Below are 19626 nucleotides of genomic sequence, written 5' to 3' on the forward strand. Positions count from 1 at the left end.
ATGTGGTACATCAAGCAAGGCTTGCTCAGGCGGATTGCGCCTGTGCTCGTGGTGTGTCTGGGATTGACCATGGGCTATCCCACGCAAGCCATTATTCATGGACTCACGTTTCCGGGCATGACGATTTCCACGGTCAAGCTCAGCATACAGCATGCACACTTTTTACAGTCTGTTGAAAAGTGGGAGTATTACGACTCGATTTGCAGTGCAGCGATTGTGGGCCTCAAACCATTGACGCTGATTACCGCTGCGCATTGCATGAAAGAGGTGCGGCTGACCGGCCCCAAAGATTTGCCTGTGGTAGGCATTGCACAACCTGAACTGCTGGGGCTGGAGGACGTGCGCTTAACACAAGCCTTCTACCGGCCCTTTGACCGTGTGGCTGAAGATTTGACTCAAGATGTCGCGGTGCTGGTATTTGATGCCAAAGTACAAAGCCTGATCCAACCCCTGCGCATTCGCATCGACGACCATGTGCCAGATGTGATTATGATTTGCGGCTATGGGCGCGGCTATGGCGAGGCGGATACGCGGCATCCGCGCTGCGGCGAACGCAAGCCTGTGCATGACCTGTCGGATTTTTATCAGATATTGCCCAAGCCCTATCGCGACATGGACGAGATGTTGCACCTGCAAGCACAGACCCAGTTTGCCTATACGCAAGAATTGGTGCATGCCGAAAAGGCGCTGCTGGCGGTAAACCGATTAAACGACCTCGACCAGTACGACCATACGATTCCCATGCCTACGGTGGGCGATTCTGGCGGGCCGTGGTTGGTGCTGAACGCACAAGGACAATACGAGTTACTGGCGATTACCAGCCTGGTTGAACGCTTTTACAATCCCAGCGCTAACTGGCCGTTCTTCCAGAAACAGGTGCCGCTCTCAGAGTACCCCTATGTGGCTTATGGACTCAAGTTGAGCCACCCTGAAGTCTTGGGATTTTTACAATATGCACAACATAGCGGTGCCGATATTCAGTTCACGTCGGCACCGTTAAATCATTACGGTAAGCGGCCAGCAAACCCAGGCCGCTAAGATTCAGGCATTCAGCTTGTGATCAATTTCTTTTTCAGCCTGTAGCCAGTAATCCATGTGGCTATCGCCAAAGCCATTTTTCTCTGCAATATAGTAGGCCGCAACTTCAATCATCTTGTAACGCTCTTCGCTGGTGATAATAGAAGGTTTTACAGACTTTTTACGGGGGCTGGCAGATTTGGTTTTTGGGGTGTCAGTTTTAGGGGCCGCTTTTTTTGCGCTGGTTTTTTTTGCGGATACATCAGTGGTCTTGCTGGTTGCCATACATAACTCCTTGGTCTAGAGATGAATGAAAATAAAGCTTGTGGCCTTGTCATACTCATATTACAAACGGTAACCCGTCATCGTCAAGCGGCTAACTTCCTGAATATGCAGGGAATTTGATATGTGTCAGCTATTTTTGCTGTTTGAAGCATTTTTCACGGTCAAGTTCACTCGCTTTGCAAATGCAGGGTGGCCCTTCCAAAGTCGCTGCAGATATGGTGTAGTGACAGCAATTCATCATTTTTAAAAATAAATATGTATAAAAAAGCGCTCACTTCACTGACCATCCTGTTCTTTATGATGGGCTTTATCACCTGCCTGAACGACATTCTGGTGCCCTATCTGAAAGCCATTTTTGCCTTGAGCTATGCCCAGGCGGCCTTGATCCAGTTCTGTTTTTTTGCGGCTTATGGCCTGACTTCTATCCCGTTTAGCAAACTGATTGAGCAAGTCGGCTACCAAAAAGGCATGGTGATCGGCTTTGCCTTGGCCGCCCTGGGCTGCCTGCTGTTTTATCCGGCCGTGCTATTGCACACCTATGGCTTGTTTTTGGCGGCCCTGTTCGTGCTCGCGTCTGGCATCGTGCTACTGCAAGTGGCCGCAAACCCTTGCGTGTCCATCATCGGGCCGAAAGAAACTGCGTCTTCCAGACTGACCATGGCTCAAGCCTTTAACTCTCTCGGCACCTTTGTCGCCCCGTTTTTTGGCGCCTATTTCATCCTCTCTGGTTTGACCAACTCCAGCTATGCCGAAGGCGTGGTCTATCCTTATTTCCTGATTGCTAGCGTATTGATCGTGATCGCAGTCGTGCTATCACGCATCAACCTGTCAGGGATCGAAAGCGCAGAAGCAGACGAGAGCAGCTGGTCTGAAGTATTACAAGAAAAAGGCCTGTTACTGGGCGTGATCGGTATTTTTGCCTACGTTGGCGCTGAAGTCTCGATAGGCAGTTTTCTGGTCAATTATGTAATGGACATCAGCCATGTTGCAGAAACCCAGGCCGCACCGCTGGTGGCTTTGTACTGGGGTGGCGCCATGATCGGCCGCTTTATCGGCATCTTCACCCTTAAGGCATTCGCCCCCGCCAAAGTGCTTATCACCCACGCATTGCTCTCTGTCGTGTTTATTCTGGTCTCCATGCAAAGTAAAGGCAATCTGGCGATTGCCACCATGGTGCTGGTCGGCTTGTGTAACTCCATCATGTTCCCCACCATTTTTACATTGGGCATCAAAAGCCTGAAAGCGGGGCAGGAGAAAAAAGGGTCAGGTCTGCTCGCAACGGCGATTGTGGGGGGCGCAGTGATCCCACTTTTGACCGGGTTGCTGGCAGACCGCTTGGGAATACATCATGCCTTTGTGTTGCCGGTGATTTGTTATGCGTATATCGCTTGGTTTGGCATGCGTAATTTGAAGTTATAACCGTAAGTCTGTAGGGTGGGCAACTTGTTGCCCACGCGAGGTAACTTCAAATGCGATGGATATGGTTGGATGCAGATCTATTAAGGTATTTCTGGCCGCGTTGGCAATCAATTGCCCACACTATAAAGTTGTAACCATCACAGGCATTTAGCCAAAGCATCTTTAATCACTTGAGATACGGTTTTTTCTGTGATTCCATGTGTTTTACAGTAGTCAGACTTCATCCATTCAGAAAGTTTTTTCTGACCTTTACTGGCATTACAGCCCCTGCAACACAGTGCAATATTCTCAAGTGAAATGATGGTTTCATCGTTGATAATGTGTTCCCAGCTGGCAGCAGATCTGGTGGAGACTGAAGTGGGTGTAAACTCTTTTGCGCAATAGACACACGCTTTGTCTCTATTTCTTATGGCTGCCTCAAGCCAATCGGGAATATGCCATTGATTCGCCATAAAATAGACTTCACTTTGTGTATCAACGTATAAGGGTTCTGCCCAATATCGGCTACTGATACAATTAATCGAGACTCACGTGACGCGCGAAATCCAAAAGCTGACCTAACACGCTACGCCGATGTCCCACCCACCGTCAACCCGTCAATCCTCAACGTAGGCTGCCCAACCCCTACAGGCACGCTCTGCCCCTCCTTACCACAAGTCCCTACGCCGCTATCCAGCGCCATATCATTCCCTATCATGCTCACACGTTTCAGTACGTCGGGGCCGTTACCAATCAGTGTTGCACCTTTCACCGGGTAGGTGATTTGGCCATCTTCAATCATGTAGGCTTCAGCGGCGCTGAAAACGAATTTACCACTGGTGATATCTACCTGACCTCCGCCAAAGTTGGCTGCGTAGAGGCCTTTTTTGACTGACTTGATAATCTCTTGCGGGTCTTTGTCGCCGTTGAGCATATAGGTGTTGGTCATGCGTGGCATGGGGATGTGTGCATAGCTTTCGCGGCGGGCGTTGCCAGTGAGGCTCATGCCCATCAGGCGGGCGTTGAGCGTATCCTGGATATAGCCGCGCAGGATGCCATCTTCAATCAATACGGTTTTTTCCGGGGCGTTGCCTTCGTCGTCCATGGTCAGGGAGCCGCGGCGGTCGGCGATGGTGCCGTCATCAACGATGGTGATGCCTTTTGCGGCGACTTGCTGGCCGATCATATTGCTAAAGGCGCTGCTGCCTTTGCGGTTAAAGTCGCCTTCGAGGCCGTGGCCGATAGCTTCGTGGAGCAAAATGCCTGGCCAGCCGCTGCCGAGCACGACGGTCATGCTGCCTGCCGGGGCAGGGCGCGCATCCAGATTAACCAGGGCTTGATGCACGGCTTTTTGTGCGTAGTCTTGCAGCACTTCATCGGTGAAGTAGCTGTAATCAAAGCGGCCACCGCCACCGCTGGAGCCTTGTTCGCGACGGCCATTGTGCTCGGCGATGACTTGTAGGGAGACGCGCACCAGCGGGCGCACATCGCCTGCCATGACGCCGTCACTGCGGGCGACCATGACGACTTCGTATTCGGCGGCCATGGAGGCCATCACTTGCGTGACGCGCGGGTCTTGGGCCTTGGCGTAACGTTCGAGTTTTTCGAGCAGCTTGACCTTAGCGTCTGCACTCAGGCTGGCAATCGGGTCTTGCGGCAGATAGAGCGGCAGGTGGCTGCGGGTGACGATGCTATGGCCGGTTTTTTCTTGCCCCAGGCTGGCGATAGCGCGGGTGGCACTGGCTGCTTGTTGCAAGGCGTCGAGGTGGATGTCATCCGAATAGGCAAAAGCCGTTTTTTCGCCGCTCACGGCGCGCACGCCAACACCTTGGTCGATATTGAAACTGCCGGATTTGACCTGACCTTCTTCCAGGCCCCAGGATTCGCTGCGGCTGTATTGAAAATACAGGTCGGCATAGTCGATATTGTGCGTCATCATGCCGGAGAGCACATTGGTCAGCGCTTCTTGATCCAGTCCAGCAGGGCGCAGCAGTAAATCGTTGGCAGTGGTCAGGTGTGTTTGCATAGTGGGTCTACTTTACTTTCAGCGTCTGGTGAGCGGGTTGTTTTGGTTTGAGTGATTTTTCACCAAGGAGTGCCGCTTGCGTGCTCAGGGTTTTCATTAAATGGCTTTAATGGTTTTGTGTTTGAGCGCAGGTAAGCTTTCGCGCAGGTTTTTAATATAGTTGCGGTTAACATTGGCGATGACAATCCCTGAGCCACGTGGCAAGCGGTCAAGCACGACGCCCCACGGATCGACAATCATGCTGTTACCATGGGTTTCGCGGCCAGACAAATGGTAGCCGCCTTGCGCAGACGCAACCACATAGCACAGGTTTTCTACCGCACGGGCGCGCACCAGGGTTTCCCAATGGGCTTTGCCTGTGGTTTCGGTAAAGGCTGAGGGCACCACGATCATATCCACATCACCCATGGCGCGGAACAGCTCGGGGAAGCGTAAGTCGTAGCAAATCGAGAGGCCAATGCGGCCAAACGGGGTGTCTACGGTGACCACGGTATCGCCAGGTTCAATGGTTTTTTCTTCGTGGTAATGCTCGGTGCCCATATCCATGCCAAACAGGTGAATCTTGTCATAACGGGCGACTTGTTCGCCTTTGTCGTTATACACCAGGCAGCTGTTACGCACTTTATTGGCGTAATTGCTTTCCAGCGGCACTGTGCCAGCGACAATCCAGATTTTGTAGGCTTTGGCGGTTTTGCTCAAAAACTGCTGGATAGGCCCGGTATTGGGCTTTTCGCGGATGGTGACCTTATCAAAATCTTTAAGCCCCATGATGCAAAAGTACTCGGGCAGCACCACCAGCTTGGCGCCAGCCTTGGCTGCCATTTCGATGAGCCGCTTGGACTCGACCAGGTTGGCCGAAACACTGGGGCTTGACGCCATCTGGATCGCCGCAACTTTGACGATGTCATCATTGGCTGAGGATTTGAGTTTTTTGGTTTTATTGTCGGCCATGGCAAGTTTCCGGTTTAAATGCTTGATATTGACGTTAATGCAGATTTTTTAAAGGTTGAACAGCAGGGGTGGCCGGGGCTTTTTTATCGGCGTCGGCTTCCTGCGGGTTATCCCAGGTGCCTGTAATCATATACTCACTGGCACTGATTTTGTTAAGTGGATCTTTGAGCAGCTTTTGCGCGACAAAGGCAGCCACCCCGACAATTGGCCCGCCAGCCAGCGCTGCAAGCGATACCGAGTCGGAAATATGTGGGACGACCCGCACTTTGAGGCGCTGCGTTTCGGCCTTGAGGTTGGTCTCCCCCTTGATTCTGGCCTCAGCGGCAGGGCCGGTCATAAACAGATCATCGCTGCGTAAAATCCCGTCGCGAATATTGGCGGTAGAGGTGATTTTGTCAAAGGCAAAGCCTTCGCTAAACAAGTCGTGGAAATCCAGCGTCAAGCGCCGTGGCAAGCTCTGCAAGCTCAACAGGCCGAGCAAGCGTCCCACGCCGGGTTGCACTTTCAGGATCTGGCCTTTTTCAAGCTGCATGGTGAAGCTGCCATCCAGGCGTTCAACCGCAAACTCGTGCGGGCTGCCTGGCCAGCTTAGTTGGCCATTCATGTTGCCTGTGCCGCCCTTGACCATTTCCCCTCCGGGTTGAAAACGCTGCAAGGTTTTGCCCAGGTTGCTGGAGTTCAGGTTGAATTTTAGCTGGGTTTGCGGGCTGCGCACCGAGTTGCGCCAGGTGCCGTCTGCGGTGAGTTGGCTGTCCGGATTGGTAATGCTCATGCGCTGGATCACCCAGCTCTCGCCGCTGTTAAAAGCTTTCAAGTCCAGGCTGCCTAATTGCTTGTCGCCAAACTGGAAGTCCTGCGCAGTGATATCCAGCTCCGGGTAGGTCATGTCCAATCTGCGCGCCTCGGCGGGGGCTGGCGTAGTGTCGTTATCCGGGGTGCGTGGCACACGCAGATAATTTAAACGGGCCACCAGTTTATTGGGTTTGCCAGCCAGCCAGTCTGCCTCGCCCGCCAGCTCCTGGCCTTGTATCAGCAGCTTGAGGCGTTCACTTTCGGGCGTGATATTCAGTTTGATCTGATGCAGATTGCGGTCAAACACATGCAAGGTGCCCGCGGTCAGTTCTACCTGATTGAGCGCCAGTGAAGAAGTGGCCGAGTTTTGGGGCGTGCCTGACTGATTAAGGTAGGGCAGCCATTCATCAATGTTGAGCTTTTGAAAGTCTGCCCTTAAATTGATGCCATTGCCTGTGGGCAAGCGGGCTGGGGTGTTGATGGCAATTTCCCCTGCGGTAATGGTTGCCGTTTCGCCATTGACCTGGCGGAACAGGTTGGCGTGTAGCCACTCATTGTAGTCAATCGCAATTTTATCCGGCTGGTTGTTTTCCTGACGCACACGGATGATCAGGTTGGCAGGTGTGTCTGCCGTTTTCTTGGCGGGCTCGGGTAAATCAATCGTCATGCCTATCAGTTGCGAGCGAATATCCAGCCTGAGATTCGGTGCCTGAATCAGCACATTGCTTTTCCAGTCGGTGGTGCCATGCAAGGCACGCGTTAACAGGTTGTTATCCAGTTTTCTAAGGGCGGCATCCGTGATGCGGCCACTGCCCTGAATCATCACAGATTTGTCCGGGCGGGTACTCAAGCTCAGGGTGGCCGGATTGTCGAACAGGCTGAGTTGTATGCCTTGCGCCTGCAAGCCCTTCTCGTTAAATTTGAGATGCCCGTTGATATTGCCCATTTCGGGCATGGCCATTTGCGTATTGGCGGCGATATGGCCATTTTTGATCGCATAGTCGCCCTGAAACTGGCTGGCATCCACGTTATTGAGCGGAATTTGTAACGCCAGCTTGAGGTCTGCCGCGCCGGTGGCTTTGAGCGTATCAGTAAAGCCCATGGTGACTTGCTTGACCGGGCTGGTGTTGATGAATTTAATGCCTTGCTCCAGGTTGCCAGTTGCGACGGCCTTGACACTCAGAATGGGGTCATCTGCATCCAGTCTCGGAATCTCTACTTGTGCTTGCGTAATGTGCTGGCCGACCGTGGTGGCATTTTTAACGGCAATATCCATGCGCTTGCCTTCAAACTTGAGGAAGGCGTCGATGTCTTGCAGTTGCGGCCAATCGGTCCCGTATTCCAGGCTGGCACGGTCAAGCTGGGCTGTGACCCTGAATAAACCCAGTGACGGATCTGAATGAAACGCTGCATTCACATAGGGGAAGTCTTTGACCCGGCCTTTGACAATCACTTCGCCGTGTCGGATCTGGCCACTCAGAATCGAGGTATCCAGCCAGTGCAGGGTGGCCTGATCAAGCACCAGGGGATAATAGAACGACGCAAATTTGGCATCGCCACGTTCAATCTGGCTTTGAAGCTGTATGGTATCGCCACCGGTGGCACCCAATTGGTATTCCATGTTGGTGCGTAACGCCAGATGCGGGTTGGCAAAATGCAGATTGTGTGTGCTGATCAACATTTTTTGGCCGTTATTGCGCCACTCGATTTCGCCTTGTAGCTGATCAATCGGTAGCGGCCAGCGCAATAGACCTGCCAATTCAAGTGTGGCCTCTTTTGTGTCCAGCTCCAGGTTGCCTGCATTGGGTTTGACAGACAGCTGACCAGCCCAGTTTTGCAAGCCAGGGAGTTTTTCATACGCCTTGGTTTGTATATGATCAAAGCTGGCTGTGATGGCGTAATCCTGCCACTGCTTGTCGTGGTATAGCCAGCGAGCCTTGACTTTGCTGGCATTGCCCGTGGGGACCATGTTTTCGAGATAGCGGGTGAGGGCGGCGTCGGCAGGCAGCCATTGCGCCAGCAGGTTGCTATGCGTCAGACCCAGTTGTTTGAGGCTCAGTGTGCCTTCATGACCGTGCTGGTCCCATTGCACCTCACCATTGGCATCGCTGAGCATGAGGCCGGGCTCAATGTCGGCAGAAAAGTGCTTGAGTGTCAGCATTTGCCGTTGTTCTACGCGTTGCCAGCGCACTTCACCACTGACCGTTTTGGCGATAAAGGTTTGCGATGTCCGGGCGGGCGAGACTGCAACATGATTGAGCGCAACCTGTGCCGCCAGTCGCTGTAGCTGCAGCTTGTCAAAGGCCAGCGTCGCGGTCAGGTTGCCTTTGCCCGCTGTCAGCGCGACAGGCAGGTCAATCCAGGGGCTCCAGGCCGCCAAGTCTGTTTCAGGCAAACGGAGCGAGAGTTCGCCATGCCATGCTTCTGGCTTGGATACATCATCGCCAACCGCGACGGCTTCAAGATGAATACGTTGCTTGGTCCCTGTTGAAACCAGGCTATCAACATGAATGCTGTGACGGTGCAACAGGCGTTGCCAGACCGGTGTCAATATCTGGATGTTCAAATCCTTAAGCAGCAAAGGCGGAGCATGGCGTTGTTCATCAAGCCAGGTCACCGTGGCATTGGATATTTTGATGCGTCGTTGCGACAGCAGCCAGTTGGCAAACGCTGGATTCCCCTGTCCGGACATGGAAATGCCTGCCAAAAAGACTTGACCCTCTGCAGTTCTTCTCACTACCAGATTGGGTGCATCAATATTGAGGCTGACCAGAGAGGGTGAGAGTAGCGCCAGACTGCTCCATGACAGGCGGGTGGTGACCTGGGCCAGTTCAAGCGCCGGGCGTTGTTGCGTATCGTATAGCGTCACCTTGCCCAATGTGACTTGCGGTGCCAGGCCACGCCAACGGATGGCTATGCTGGCAATGGTGACATTTTGCTTGAGCGCGTCGCTCAAGGTGTGTTCGATCCGGCTGCGATAGTCGTCGATATGGGGAAACACGTAAAACTGGATAACCCCGACGATGCCTGCCAGCAGGATGAGGAGGCCGATCAACAAAGAGAGCAGCCAGCGTTTGATTTTTTGCAGGGGCATATTGAGGGATTTTGCAGGACAAAAAAGATATTATTTATTTATGTGACTATTTTACTCGAAAACAGTTGCGTCACTGTCAGCGTCACAACTACATTACGCGCTTTTATCTGGCGTCACCGCTATTTCAGCGGCGCTTCAAGGATTTATCCGCCGAGCGGGCATGATTCGTTTAAAATGCGATTCTTTTGCTGTTCGATGACGTTCAAAGGTATTCAAGAGTGATTCAGTTTAAGCAGCTGACTTTTTCGCGGGCAGGCAAGCCCTTGGTCGAAGGCGCCAGCTTTCAGTTGCATCCCGGCCATCGGGTTGGTTTAACCGGGGCGAACGGCGCAGGCAAATCCAGCCTGTTCGCCTTGTTGCGTGGCGAGCTGGTGGCCGAGGCCGGTGAGTTACTGATTCCGCAGCAATGGGTGATTGCCCATGTGGCGCAGGAAACGCCTGCGCTTGCGCAGTCTGCACTCTCCTACACGCTCGAAGGCGATGAAGAGTTGCATGCCCTGCAAGTAAATCTGGCGCAGGCTGAGGCCAATGGCACACAGGATCCCATACAGGTGGCGGAGTGGCATCAACGATTGGCCGATATTGATGGTTACAGTGCCGAGGCCAGAGCCAGTGCCTTGCTGGCGGGGCTGGGCTTTACCCAGTCACAACTGAGTCAAGCGGTCAGTGATTTTTCGGGCGGCTGGCGGATGCGCCTGAATCTGGCACGCGCGCTGATGTGCCGCTCTGATCTGCTGTTGCTGGATGAACCGACCAACCACCTGGATATTGAAGCGGTGATTTGGTTGGAAGGCTGGCTGAGCGCTTATCGCGGCACCTTATTGTTGATCTCGCATGACCGCGAGTTTCTGGATAACACCGTTAACCATATCCTGCATATTGAGCAGCGGCAACTGAGCCTGTACCGCGGCGGCTATAGCGATTTTGAACGCCAACGCGCTGAAAAACTGGTGTTGCAACAAGCCAGCTACCAAAAACAGCAGCAGCAAATCGCGCACTTGCAACAATATATTGACCGTTTTCGTGCCAAGGCCACCAAGGCGCGTCAGGCCCAAAGCCGTATCAAGGCGCTTGAGCGCATGGAGCGCATCAGTGCTGCACATGTGGATTCGCCCTTTAGTTTCGGTTTTCGTGATCTGGGCGCCGCGCCAGATCCTTTGCTGGTGATTAATCAAGCGGCCTTGGGCTATGGTCAGCAAACACTGGTCAAGTTGGCGCATCTGGCGATTCGCCCTGGTGAGCGTATCGGATTGCTTGGTAAAAATGGCGCAGGTAAATCCACGCTGATCAAGGCGCTGGCGCAATCTGAAACCTTGTTGGCGGGCGAGCGGGTGGAGGGCAAAGACCTGCGCATCGGCTATTTCGCGCAACACCAGCTGGAGCAACTGATCGCCGAGGATTCGCCACTCATGCATTTGCAACGCCTGGACCCTAAAGCCAGGGAGCAGGAGCTGCTGGACTTTTTGGGCGGCTTTGATTTTAGGGGCGAGATGGCAAAAAGTCCGTGTGGCCCGTTTTCCGGCGGCGAAAAATCACGGCTGGCGCTGGCGATGCTCATCTGGCAACGTCCCAACCTGATTTTGCTGGATGAACCCACCAACCATCTGGATATCGAAATGCGCCATGCCCTGTCTATGGCCTTGCAGGCCTATGAAGGGGGGATGGTCATGGTTTCGCACGACCGCACACTGCTGGCGACGTGCTGCGAAAAATTTGTACTGGTTGCTGAAGGACAGGTCAGCGTGTTTGATGGTGACTTGGAAGATTACAAGCAGTCTTTACTGCAATCTGCGCCGTCTGCCATGTCCGAGCCAACAAGCACCGCCACTAAACAGAATGCCTATCATCAGCAAAAAGCAGATCGACAGGCGCGGTTGCAAGCGCGCAGACCGCTGCTCAAAAGTCTGGCAGCACTGGAGAAGCAGCTGGCCGAGCTGGAGCAAACCAAGCAATCACTAGACAGCCAACTGGCTGAGAGCGGTATCTATGAAGCCTCGCAACGGGAGGCTTTGCAAGCACTGTTGATTGCACAGGCACAAAACCAGAAACAGCTGGATACGGTTGAGAGTGAATGGTTGTCGCTACAGGAAGCACTAGAGGCATTGCCGGAAGTAGATTAACTGTTGTAGCAAACATATATATAGGAATCATTGATAAAGGAATAGTTATGGAAATGACATATGAAGAGCGGCTGAAGTGGTTACATCAGCTCTGTCAGGCCCAAGCCAATGCAGTGCCGCTGTCTGCTGAAGCGGCCAAGTCTGCCTATGCGAATGCCGATGTGGAAGAGGCCGCGCATTACCTGGCAAGTTTTTTAACTTTTCAGGCCATACGTTCTGCAGAGCGCCATCCGGCCGATGAGTTGCAAAGCGACTTTGATATGCTGGGGGTGTATCAGTGTTTTGGCTTGATGTTGTACGCCTTTTTGCTCATGCCATTAACGCAGGATGGGCACCAGCCAGATTATGCCCGGGCACAAGTGACGATAGGCAAAACCTTGTTTGCAGGGCTGGCGCCAGAAATGCTGGCAGAGATTATCGAGTCTGGGTTTCATAAGTTTCAATTGATCGCAGAAACCGATTCCGAGCACTGGCTGACCTACCGCGAAAATCTGGATAAAGTGACCATCAGCTACCTGATTGCAAGCACAGACGATGACAGTCCGCATGGCCCGGAGGATGTATTGCCTCTGTTTGGTCAGTTGCTCAGCCAGTTGTGTGAGGCTTTTACTGCGGATTAAATTTTGCATCGAACATATTTGCGGTATACTTTAAATTGATTTAACATTTTCGATTCAGTTTGAAAACTTGGGTAAAATGTCTCGCTTACGCTTGTTATTGAATTTGTTTGTTCGTTAAGATTCCGTGGCTAAAGTACATTGAGCCTAATGCAAATCTCAAAAAGGACATAAATGAGCAAGCTGCTGTTGATTGACGATGATGTTGAACTAGCCAACATGCTAAAGGAATTTCTGACGCAGGAAGGCTACACCGTGACAACTGCACATGATGGCCTGACGGGTGAGCAATATGTTCTGGCTGGCAAGTTTGATCTTGCTATTCTGGATGTGATGATGCCTGGCCAGGATGGATTGCAAACATTACGCAACATCCGTCAGCATTCCGATATTCCTTTGTTGATGTTGACCGCCAAGGACGACAACGAAGGCCGTATTGAAGGCCTGGAAGCTGGCGCGGATGACTATGTTCAAAAACCCTGTTTGCCACGCGAGTTGGTTGCCCGCGTGCGTGCGATCTTGCGCCGCCATACCAGCGACAGTCCCAAAGGGAATGATATTGTGGTTGGTCAACTGGTGGTTTCCAGCGAGCGCAGAAAAGTGTTCTGGGCGGATAAACCTATCATTTTCACCAGTACCGAATTCAGTTTGATTGAAATTCTTGCCAAACATGCAGGCACCATCGTCAGCAAAGAGGATCTGTCAGTCAAGGCCTTAGGTCGTCCGCTGGTCAAGTATGACCGTAGCATTGATGTTCATTTAAGCAGTATCCGTCAAAAAATCTCTGAAGTTTCCGGCGGGGTCAATGTGATTCAAACAATTTACCGCGTTGGCTATCAACTGGTAAGAGAGTAATTCGTTATTGCGAGGCCTATGGGGCGCCTGTTCTGGAAGTTATTTGCAGCACTTTTTCTGGCGCTCATTTCAACCGATATTATTGTTGGAAACATTGCAGAGTGGGAGCTGAATCGCAAGCTGATCGGCTACCATGAAGCGTTACATGCCGCGAGTGACCAGGTTAAAACACAAGCCCCGACGCAACCCTCTAAAGAGCTGATCGCAAAAACACTGTCACATGAACACCTGCCTATGGTGTTTAACCTTCCGGTTTGGGTGTTTGTTTTCGGCATTCTCGCCAATCTCGTCTTTGCCAGTTTGCTTGCCTGGGCCATCGCGCATCCAATCAAGCTGTTACTGATTCATCTTAAAAGTGCAGCAGAGGGCGATCTGCTCGTGCGTGTCAGCCCCAAGATCAAGGCCTCTTATGATGAGTTTTCCGGCTTGGGGCAGGCCTTTGATCTGATGGCGCTGCGCTTGAATAATATGATCAAAAGCCAGTCAAACATGATGCATCATGTTTCCCACGAACTGCGTTCCCCATTGGCAAGAATACAGATGGCTGTTGGTCTGGCCATGCAAAATCCACAAAAAATTCAGAGCTCTTTGCAGCGCGTTGAGCTTGAAGCTGTGCGCATGGAGCGCATGATCTCTGAATTACTCGAAATTTTTCGCTTTGAGTCGGATATTCACAAGCTGCAAAAAGTAGAGGTGGATTTGCAAGCTCTGCTGACAGGCATTGTTGGGGATGTCCTGTTTGAAAAGCATGACGCTAAGCTACGGTTGTTGATGCCTGATGAGCCCGTCATCCTGGATGGGCAACTGGAGTTGTTGCAACGTGCGATTGATAACGTGATCCGCAATGCGCTCAAATATGGTCCTGTGGATGGTGAGGTGACGATTGAGTTGCAACATAGTCAGCGTACTGGCGAAATTATTCTCGAAGTACAGGATCAGGGGCAGGGCGTAGAGCCACAAGAGCTTGAGCAGATATTCAAGCCTTTTGTGCGAGGTCGCCGCGCTTCGCAAGTCGAAGGGCATGGCATCGGCCTCGCCATGACCAAGCATATCGTTGAAGCCCATGGCGGCTTTGTCAACGCCACCAATCTAAGCCCGGACGGATTCATGATCCGTATTCATTTGCCCATCCAGCAAGAAACGACGTAGACGATCCTCTAAAAATCAGCGCTAACAATGCTAAAATAGCGCGTTTAAGATTACGCAGGCGAATGCCGGATACAATATGACAGCACAACACTCCCACCCAGATAACGCAACTGAGAGCGTGGTTGATGAAAATCATGTGATTGCAGAACGTCGCGAGAAACTACGCTTGTTGCGTGAACAAGCGCAGGCCAGCGAGAAGGCCGTTTTTCCTAACGATTTCAAGCCAGAGCATAAAGCCGCTGCGTTGCAGGCAGCATATGCCGAGACTGACAAGGAAACCCTGGATCCTCAAGAAATCCCTGTAGTGGTTGCCGGCCGCATGATGCTCAAGCGCGTGATGGGTAAAGCCAGTTTTGCTACGATTCAGGATAGCTCAGCACGTATCCAGCTTTACATTGCCAGGGATGAAATCGGTGAAGCCTTGTATGACCAGTTCAAGCACTGGGACATGGGCGATATCCTTGGCGCGAAAGGTCGATTGTTCAAAACCCGTACAGGCGAGTTGTCTGTGCATGTCACTGAATTGCGCTTGCTGACCAAGTCATTGCGTCCCTTGCCGGAGAAATTTCATGGCTTACAAGACCAAGAAATCAAATACCGCCAGCGTTATGTCGATTTGATCACCTCGGAAGAAACCCGTGAAACATTCAAGGCCCGTTCCAAAGTGGTGGCAGCGATTCGCCAGTTCATGAATGAAAACGAGTTTCTGGAAGTGGAAACACCGATGCTGCATCCTATTCCAGGGGGCGCCTCAGCCAAACCCTTTATTACGCATCACAACGCACTTGATATGCAGATGTTTATGCGAATTGCGCCTGAGTTGTATTTGAAGCGTCTGATTGTCGGCGGCTTTGAGCGCGTGTTTGAAATCAACCGTAACTTCCGCAATGAAGGCTTAAGCGTACGTCACAATCCTGAGTTCACCATGATGGAATTCTACGCCGCATACACTGACTACCAGTGGCTGATGGATTTTACCGAACAATGTATACGCGCAGCTGCCATTGCTGCTCGTGGCACGGCAGTGTTGAGCTATGCGGGTAAAGAGGTCGATTTAAGCAAGCCGTTTGAGCGTTTAACCATTTTGGGCGCCATTCAGAAATATGCGCCGCACTACACCGCTGAGCAACTGAATGACGCCGAGTTCTTGCGCAAAGAATTACTCAAGTTTGGCGTCAAGGCGTTTGACCATGCAGGACTGGGCGCATTGCAGCTATCATTGTTTGAAGAGACCGCAGAAAGCCAATTGTGGCAACCTACTTATATTATTGATTACCCGGTTGAGGTGTCACCACTGGCGCGTGCCTCCGACAAACATCCTGAAATTACCGAGCGTTTTGAGCTCTTTATTACCGGGCGTGAAATGGCCAATGGCTTCAGCGAATTAAACGACGCTGAAGATCAGGCCGCGCGCTTCCAGGCTCAGGTAAAAGCGAAAGAAGCCGGTGATCAGGAAGCCATGTATTACGACGCTGACTTTATCCGCGCTTTGGAATATGGCATGCCGCCGACAGGTGGATGCGGAATTGGCATAGACCGTTTGGTGATGCTGATGACTGATAGCCCCAGCATTCGTGATGTGATTCTCTTCCCACACATGCGTGCTGAGAGTTAACTCAGAGATGATGTGAAAAAGCCACCTTTAAAGGTGGCTTTTTTTATACTAGTCCGCTGTAAGAAATATGTAAGGTTTGTCATTAAAGTGTCATATTTGTTCTTCAAAATACGCCCCGTTGTTTATAGAAATATTCAATCAGGGAAAATTTATGAATTCAAAATTACACCGCATTTTATCTGCGGCGTTGGCTGGTGGCTTGCTTGCAGGTTTATCACTGACCGCAATGGCAGATTCCAACATTGATCTCGTGCAGGCATTGGTCGCCAAAGGCGTACTTACTGAAGAAGAAGGTGCCTTGCTCATGAAGGGCCGTACCAATGAAGTAGAAGTCCAAAAGAAAAAAGAGAGCAAAAGTTGGACAAGTCGCGTCAATATTCGTGGTTATGTACAGAACCGTGTGACCAAAATGATTGGTGATGACGGTGATAATCCAAGAAATCCTGTTGATTTATGGTCTGATCGTTCAGTAGGTACCGATGATTCTATTAACGCGGACAAGAATTTTCTGATTCGCCGAGCACGTATCATTGTTTTTGGTGATTATGGTGATCATTTAAGCTACTACATTCAACCAGACTTTGCTTCATCAGCCAGTGGCACTAACAACATTGCACAATTGCGTGATGCGTACGGTGACATTAATATTGATAAAGCCAAAGTACACCGAGTGCGTGTCGGTCAATCTAAAGTTCCTTATGGTTTTGAGAACTTGCAGTCCTCTTCAAACCGTTTGGCGATGGATCGTGTAGACGCATTGAACAGTGCGGTTCGCGACGAACGCGATACGGGTGCGTTCTATTACTACACACCAGAGAACGTTCAAGCTCTGTTTAAAGAGATTAACGACAAAGGGCTTAAGCACTCAGGTAATTACGGTATGTTGGCTTTAGGCCTATATAACGGTCAAGGTGCTAACCGTAGCGATGCGAATGATAATTATCATGTAGTGGCTCGGGCTACGTATCCATGGAAAACTGAAACTGGCCAGATTTATGAGGCGGGTATTCAAGGCTATCATGGACAATATGTACCGACGATTGGCCGTTACAACTCAGCTTTTGGTACAGGGTCTTCTTCCAGTGCACTGAGTAGTTCAACAGGTAGATCAACTGTAGCTGGTACAACTTCTGCTCAGCCCATTATTGGCGCTCAAAATGCCAAAGGTTATGAAGACCAGCGCGTAGGTGTATCATTTATTATGTATCCACAACCGTTTGGTCTACAAGCAGAGTGGAACTGGGGTAATACACCAGGTTTGGATATTGCTCAGAACAGAATTGAAGATAAACACTTGCAAGGCGGTTATGTTCAGGCCATGTATAAAATTGACAATTTCCAGTTCCTTGAGACGAATGGTACTTTGATCCCATTTATCAAATGGCAATATTTTGATGGTTACAACAAGGCAGAAACTAACGCTCCAGAAAACCATGTTAACGATTGGGAGTTGGGTCTTGAGTGGCAATTGGCACCAGAAGTGGAAATTATGGCCGAATACCACCGTATGAAGCGTAACAATCTGGTAACTGGTAACCGTACAGGGACCCAGGATTACCAAAGCTTCACCGCCGATGCTTTGCGTGTACAGGTGCAGTACAACTTCTAACTTTTTCCGTACGAATCTCAAACTCAAATCCCGCAGTGATGCGGGATTTTTTTTACTCCTTATATAGTTAAATGTAATATAAAAATAACGAATAATTATTTTTTAAAATATAAATAGTCTGAAATAATGCTGTTCATTCAATGTGGTGAGAGGCAGCATGTCTACAGAACAACACAAAACTGATAGCGCAGCAGATTCCGCAGTGTTGGCGGTGGTTGCTTCCGCGATCGCTGCGGTACAGCAGGATACTGGCTATGGTTCCATCGAAATCACGATACACGATGGCCGGGTGACGCAAATTGAGCGACGCGAAAAAGTCCGCTTTGATCATCAAACCAAATCCAAAAAGTAATTAATAGTTTAGTAAACACTGACCAGGCCGCTGGAAGTCATTCAATTTCGGGAGAATTACATGCAGTTTAAAAAAATTAGTCTCGCACTGGCGACCGCAAGCTTGTGGTGGTTGGGAGGGGGCGTGGCCTTGGCAGAAGAGGCACAGCTCGCGGAGGCACAAATAGAGGATACTGAGCAACAAAAGAAAATCAAGGCGCGTCTTGAGGAAATCAAGGCTGAGGAAAAGGCTGCAGCCAAAGCCGCGAATGGCTATTTTGTAGACCGTCGCAGCTACGGTACTCAGAAGGAAACCGAGCCACCTCGTTACGTCAAGCAGCTAAACAAAACTTGGCTGAAAGATTATGACGCATTTGCAGATATCGATTGGTTAGATATTGGGTTCGAATACCGTGCGCGTTTTGAACATCGTGACAACGATTTTCGTCGTGCTCAGCAAAATTTAGATGAACCAATTTTACTGCGTTCAAGAGCTTATCTGGGTTTGAAAAATATCTTGGATCCATTCAGATTTGCAGTTGAGTTGCAAGATTCACGCCGTAATCATAGTGATTACTCCCGTAGTAATGATACCCGTGATATTGATAAAGCGGATGTTTTGCAGGCGTATCTTGAGTTGTATTACAAAGACAGTGTTTTCGGTAAAGATGATCTTGGCAACAGTCGCCCTTTCTGGATCCGTGGTGGACGTTTGGCGTGGGAAGCTGTTGACAGACGATTGATTGCACGTAACGAATGGCGTAACACTACAAATACGTTTCAGGGTGTTCGCGCCAATATTGGCGATAAAAAGAATGACTGGCAATTGGAAGTGTTTGGCGTGCAGCCTGTACAACGATTCACCGATCAGTTGGATCAGGTTGACCATTCACAGAATTTTTATGGTGCCATTTTCGACTGGCGTGGTTGGTCTCAATATGTCAACGTCCAGCCATATTATTTCTTGTTAAAACAAGACGGTAGTGAGGTGAAGTACGATACCAACGGCGTTTCATACAGTGATCGTTCTGTCTACACTGCTACTCAACAAAGCCAAGCCAAAATTGATCGTGAAATCCATACGGCAGGTTTACGCGTATTTGGCGTAATCCCTGGAACCCAATGGGATTACGATGCAAGTTATATCAAGCAATGGGGGCATCAACAACGCTTCATTAGTGCTGCTATAGGCTATCGGGATGTCGATCATGATGCGCATGCATACAATGGTGAAATTGGCTATACCTTTAACCATTTATGGAAACCACGGTTAAGTGCTTTTTACGGCGTAGCAACAGGTGACAAAACCCCTGCAACCGGCAATGATTTTACTGCAAACCAACGTTTTGACCGCTTATTCGGTTTTGCCCGCCCTTGGTCTAACGATGACTACATTCAAATGGAAAACATCCGTACGCCTAAGATACGTTTGGAGTTTGATCCAAAATTTACCTGGCTTGAGAACCTCAAGGTAGACACTGGCTTTAGCTGGTATCGTTTGGACAGTGCCAGTGACCGTTGGAACGCTGGCGCCAATTTGAGAGATAGAACAGGTAATTCAGGCCGCGACCTTGGTAAAGAATTCGATTTACGTGTTCGCTTTCCGATTAATCAGTATGCATCTCTCAACCTTGGCTATGCACATTTTTGGGCGGGTGACTTTGTCAAGAATGCAGTGAAATTAGCCGCCAATAACAATGATCCTACTCGCTCCAGTGAGTCTGATTTCTTCTACACTGAACTGACACTTTTAGGTTTTTAATGGGGA

General features: G+C 50.5%; 15 protein-coding genes. 10 read left to right on the plus strand and 5 right to left on the minus strand.

What is annotated here, in order from left to right:
- Complete coding sequence (locus Q9292_RS01845) at window positions 1-1038, plus strand: hypothetical protein (protein WP_313984061.1); 1038 nt, start codon at window positions 1-3, stop codon at window positions 1036-1038.
- A 3-nt stretch (window positions 1039-1041) separates the two neighbouring features.
- Here the strand turns inward: Q9292_RS01845 and Q9292_RS01850 are convergent, their stop codons facing one another.
- The gene (locus Q9292_RS01850; protein ID WP_275356870.1) at window positions 1042-1302 is read right to left on the minus strand and encodes a DUF2934 domain-containing protein; all 261 of its coding nucleotides are present in this window, start codon (window positions 1300-1302) and stop codon (window positions 1042-1044) included.
- 255 nt (window positions 1303-1557) lie between these two features.
- Here Q9292_RS01850 and Q9292_RS01855 point away from each other — a divergent pair, with 255 nt between their 5' ends.
- Window positions 1558-2721 carry a sugar MFS transporter gene (locus Q9292_RS01855; RefSeq protein ID WP_313984064.1) on the plus strand — a complete coding sequence of 388 codons (1164 nt, stop codon included), beginning with the start codon at window positions 1558-1560 and terminating at the stop codon, window positions 2719-2721.
- Between the two features lie 137 nt (window positions 2722-2858).
- Here the strand turns inward: Q9292_RS01855 and Q9292_RS01860 are convergent, their stop codons facing one another.
- The 4 genes from Q9292_RS01860 to Q9292_RS01875 all read right to left on the minus strand — a co-directional run bounded on the left by Q9292_RS01860 (window position 2859) and on the right by Q9292_RS01875 (window position 9563).
- Window positions 2859-3173: a hypothetical protein gene (locus tag Q9292_RS01860; RefSeq protein WP_313984067.1), complete on the minus strand. Its 315-nt coding sequence runs from the start codon at window positions 3171-3173 to the stop codon at window positions 2859-2861.
- A gap of 113 nt (window positions 3174-3286) precedes the next feature.
- Window positions 3287-4726, minus strand: coding sequence for a metalloprotease TldD (gene tldD / locus Q9292_RS01865; RefSeq protein ID WP_313984070.1), 1440 nt, complete (start codon window positions 4724-4726; stop codon window positions 3287-3289).
- Between the two features lie 96 nt (window positions 4727-4822).
- Window positions 4823-5677: a carbon-nitrogen hydrolase family protein gene (locus Q9292_RS01870; protein WP_313984073.1), complete on the minus strand. Its 855-nt coding sequence runs from the start codon at window positions 5675-5677 to the stop codon at window positions 4823-4825.
- 34 nt (window positions 5678-5711) lie between these two features.
- Window positions 5712-9563 (minus strand): YhdP family protein, encoded by a 3852-nt coding sequence (locus tag Q9292_RS01875; protein WP_313984075.1) that lies wholly within the window; start codon window positions 9561-9563, stop codon window positions 5712-5714.
- A gap of 218 nt (window positions 9564-9781) precedes the next feature.
- On the opposite strand from Q9292_RS01875, the gene Q9292_RS01880 reads away from it, so the two are divergent.
- The 8 genes from Q9292_RS01880 (at window position 9782) to Q9292_RS01915 (ending at window position 19620) form a co-directional block, all read left to right on the plus strand.
- Window positions 9782-11683, plus strand: a complete 1902-nt coding sequence (locus Q9292_RS01880; RefSeq protein ID WP_275356864.1) for an ATP-binding cassette domain-containing protein — start codon at window positions 9782-9784, stop codon at window positions 11681-11683.
- A gap of 47 nt (window positions 11684-11730) precedes the next feature.
- Window positions 11731-12303 carry a hypothetical protein gene (locus tag Q9292_RS01885; RefSeq protein ID WP_194747060.1) on the plus strand — a complete coding sequence of 191 codons (573 nt, stop codon included), beginning with the start codon at window positions 11731-11733 and terminating at the stop codon, window positions 12301-12303.
- Between the two features lie 171 nt (window positions 12304-12474).
- A complete protein-coding gene (locus tag Q9292_RS01890; RefSeq protein WP_313984082.1) occupies window positions 12475-13155 on the plus strand; it encodes a response regulator transcription factor in 681 nt (226 codons plus the stop codon).
- A gap of 18 nt (window positions 13156-13173) precedes the next feature.
- Window positions 13174-14304 (plus strand): ATP-binding protein, encoded by a 1131-nt coding sequence (locus Q9292_RS01895; RefSeq protein ID WP_275356862.1) that lies wholly within the window; start codon window positions 13174-13176, stop codon window positions 14302-14304.
- Between the two features lie 76 nt (window positions 14305-14380).
- Window positions 14381-15919 carry a lysine--tRNA ligase gene (gene lysS / locus Q9292_RS01900; RefSeq protein WP_275356861.1) on the plus strand — a complete coding sequence of 513 codons (1539 nt, stop codon included), beginning with the start codon at window positions 14381-14383 and terminating at the stop codon, window positions 15917-15919.
- Between the two features lie 151 nt (window positions 15920-16070).
- Window positions 16071-17528, plus strand: a complete 1458-nt coding sequence (locus Q9292_RS01905; RefSeq protein WP_275356860.1) for a porin — start codon at window positions 16071-16073, stop codon at window positions 17526-17528.
- 157 nt (window positions 17529-17685) lie between these two features.
- Complete coding sequence (locus tag Q9292_RS01910; RefSeq protein ID WP_275356859.1) at window positions 17686-17880, plus strand: YezD family protein; 195 nt, start codon at window positions 17686-17688, stop codon at window positions 17878-17880.
- Between the two features lie 60 nt (window positions 17881-17940).
- Window positions 17941-19620: an alginate export family protein gene (locus Q9292_RS01915; protein ID WP_275356858.1), complete on the plus strand. Its 1680-nt coding sequence runs from the start codon at window positions 17941-17943 to the stop codon at window positions 19618-19620.
- Window positions 19621-19626 lie beyond the last annotated feature (6 nt).

This window comes from Methylophilus sp. VKM B-3414 (genome assembly GCF_032248435.1).
Classification (GTDB): Bacteria; Pseudomonadota; Gammaproteobacteria; order Burkholderiales; family Methylophilaceae; genus Methylophilus; species Methylophilus glucosoxydans.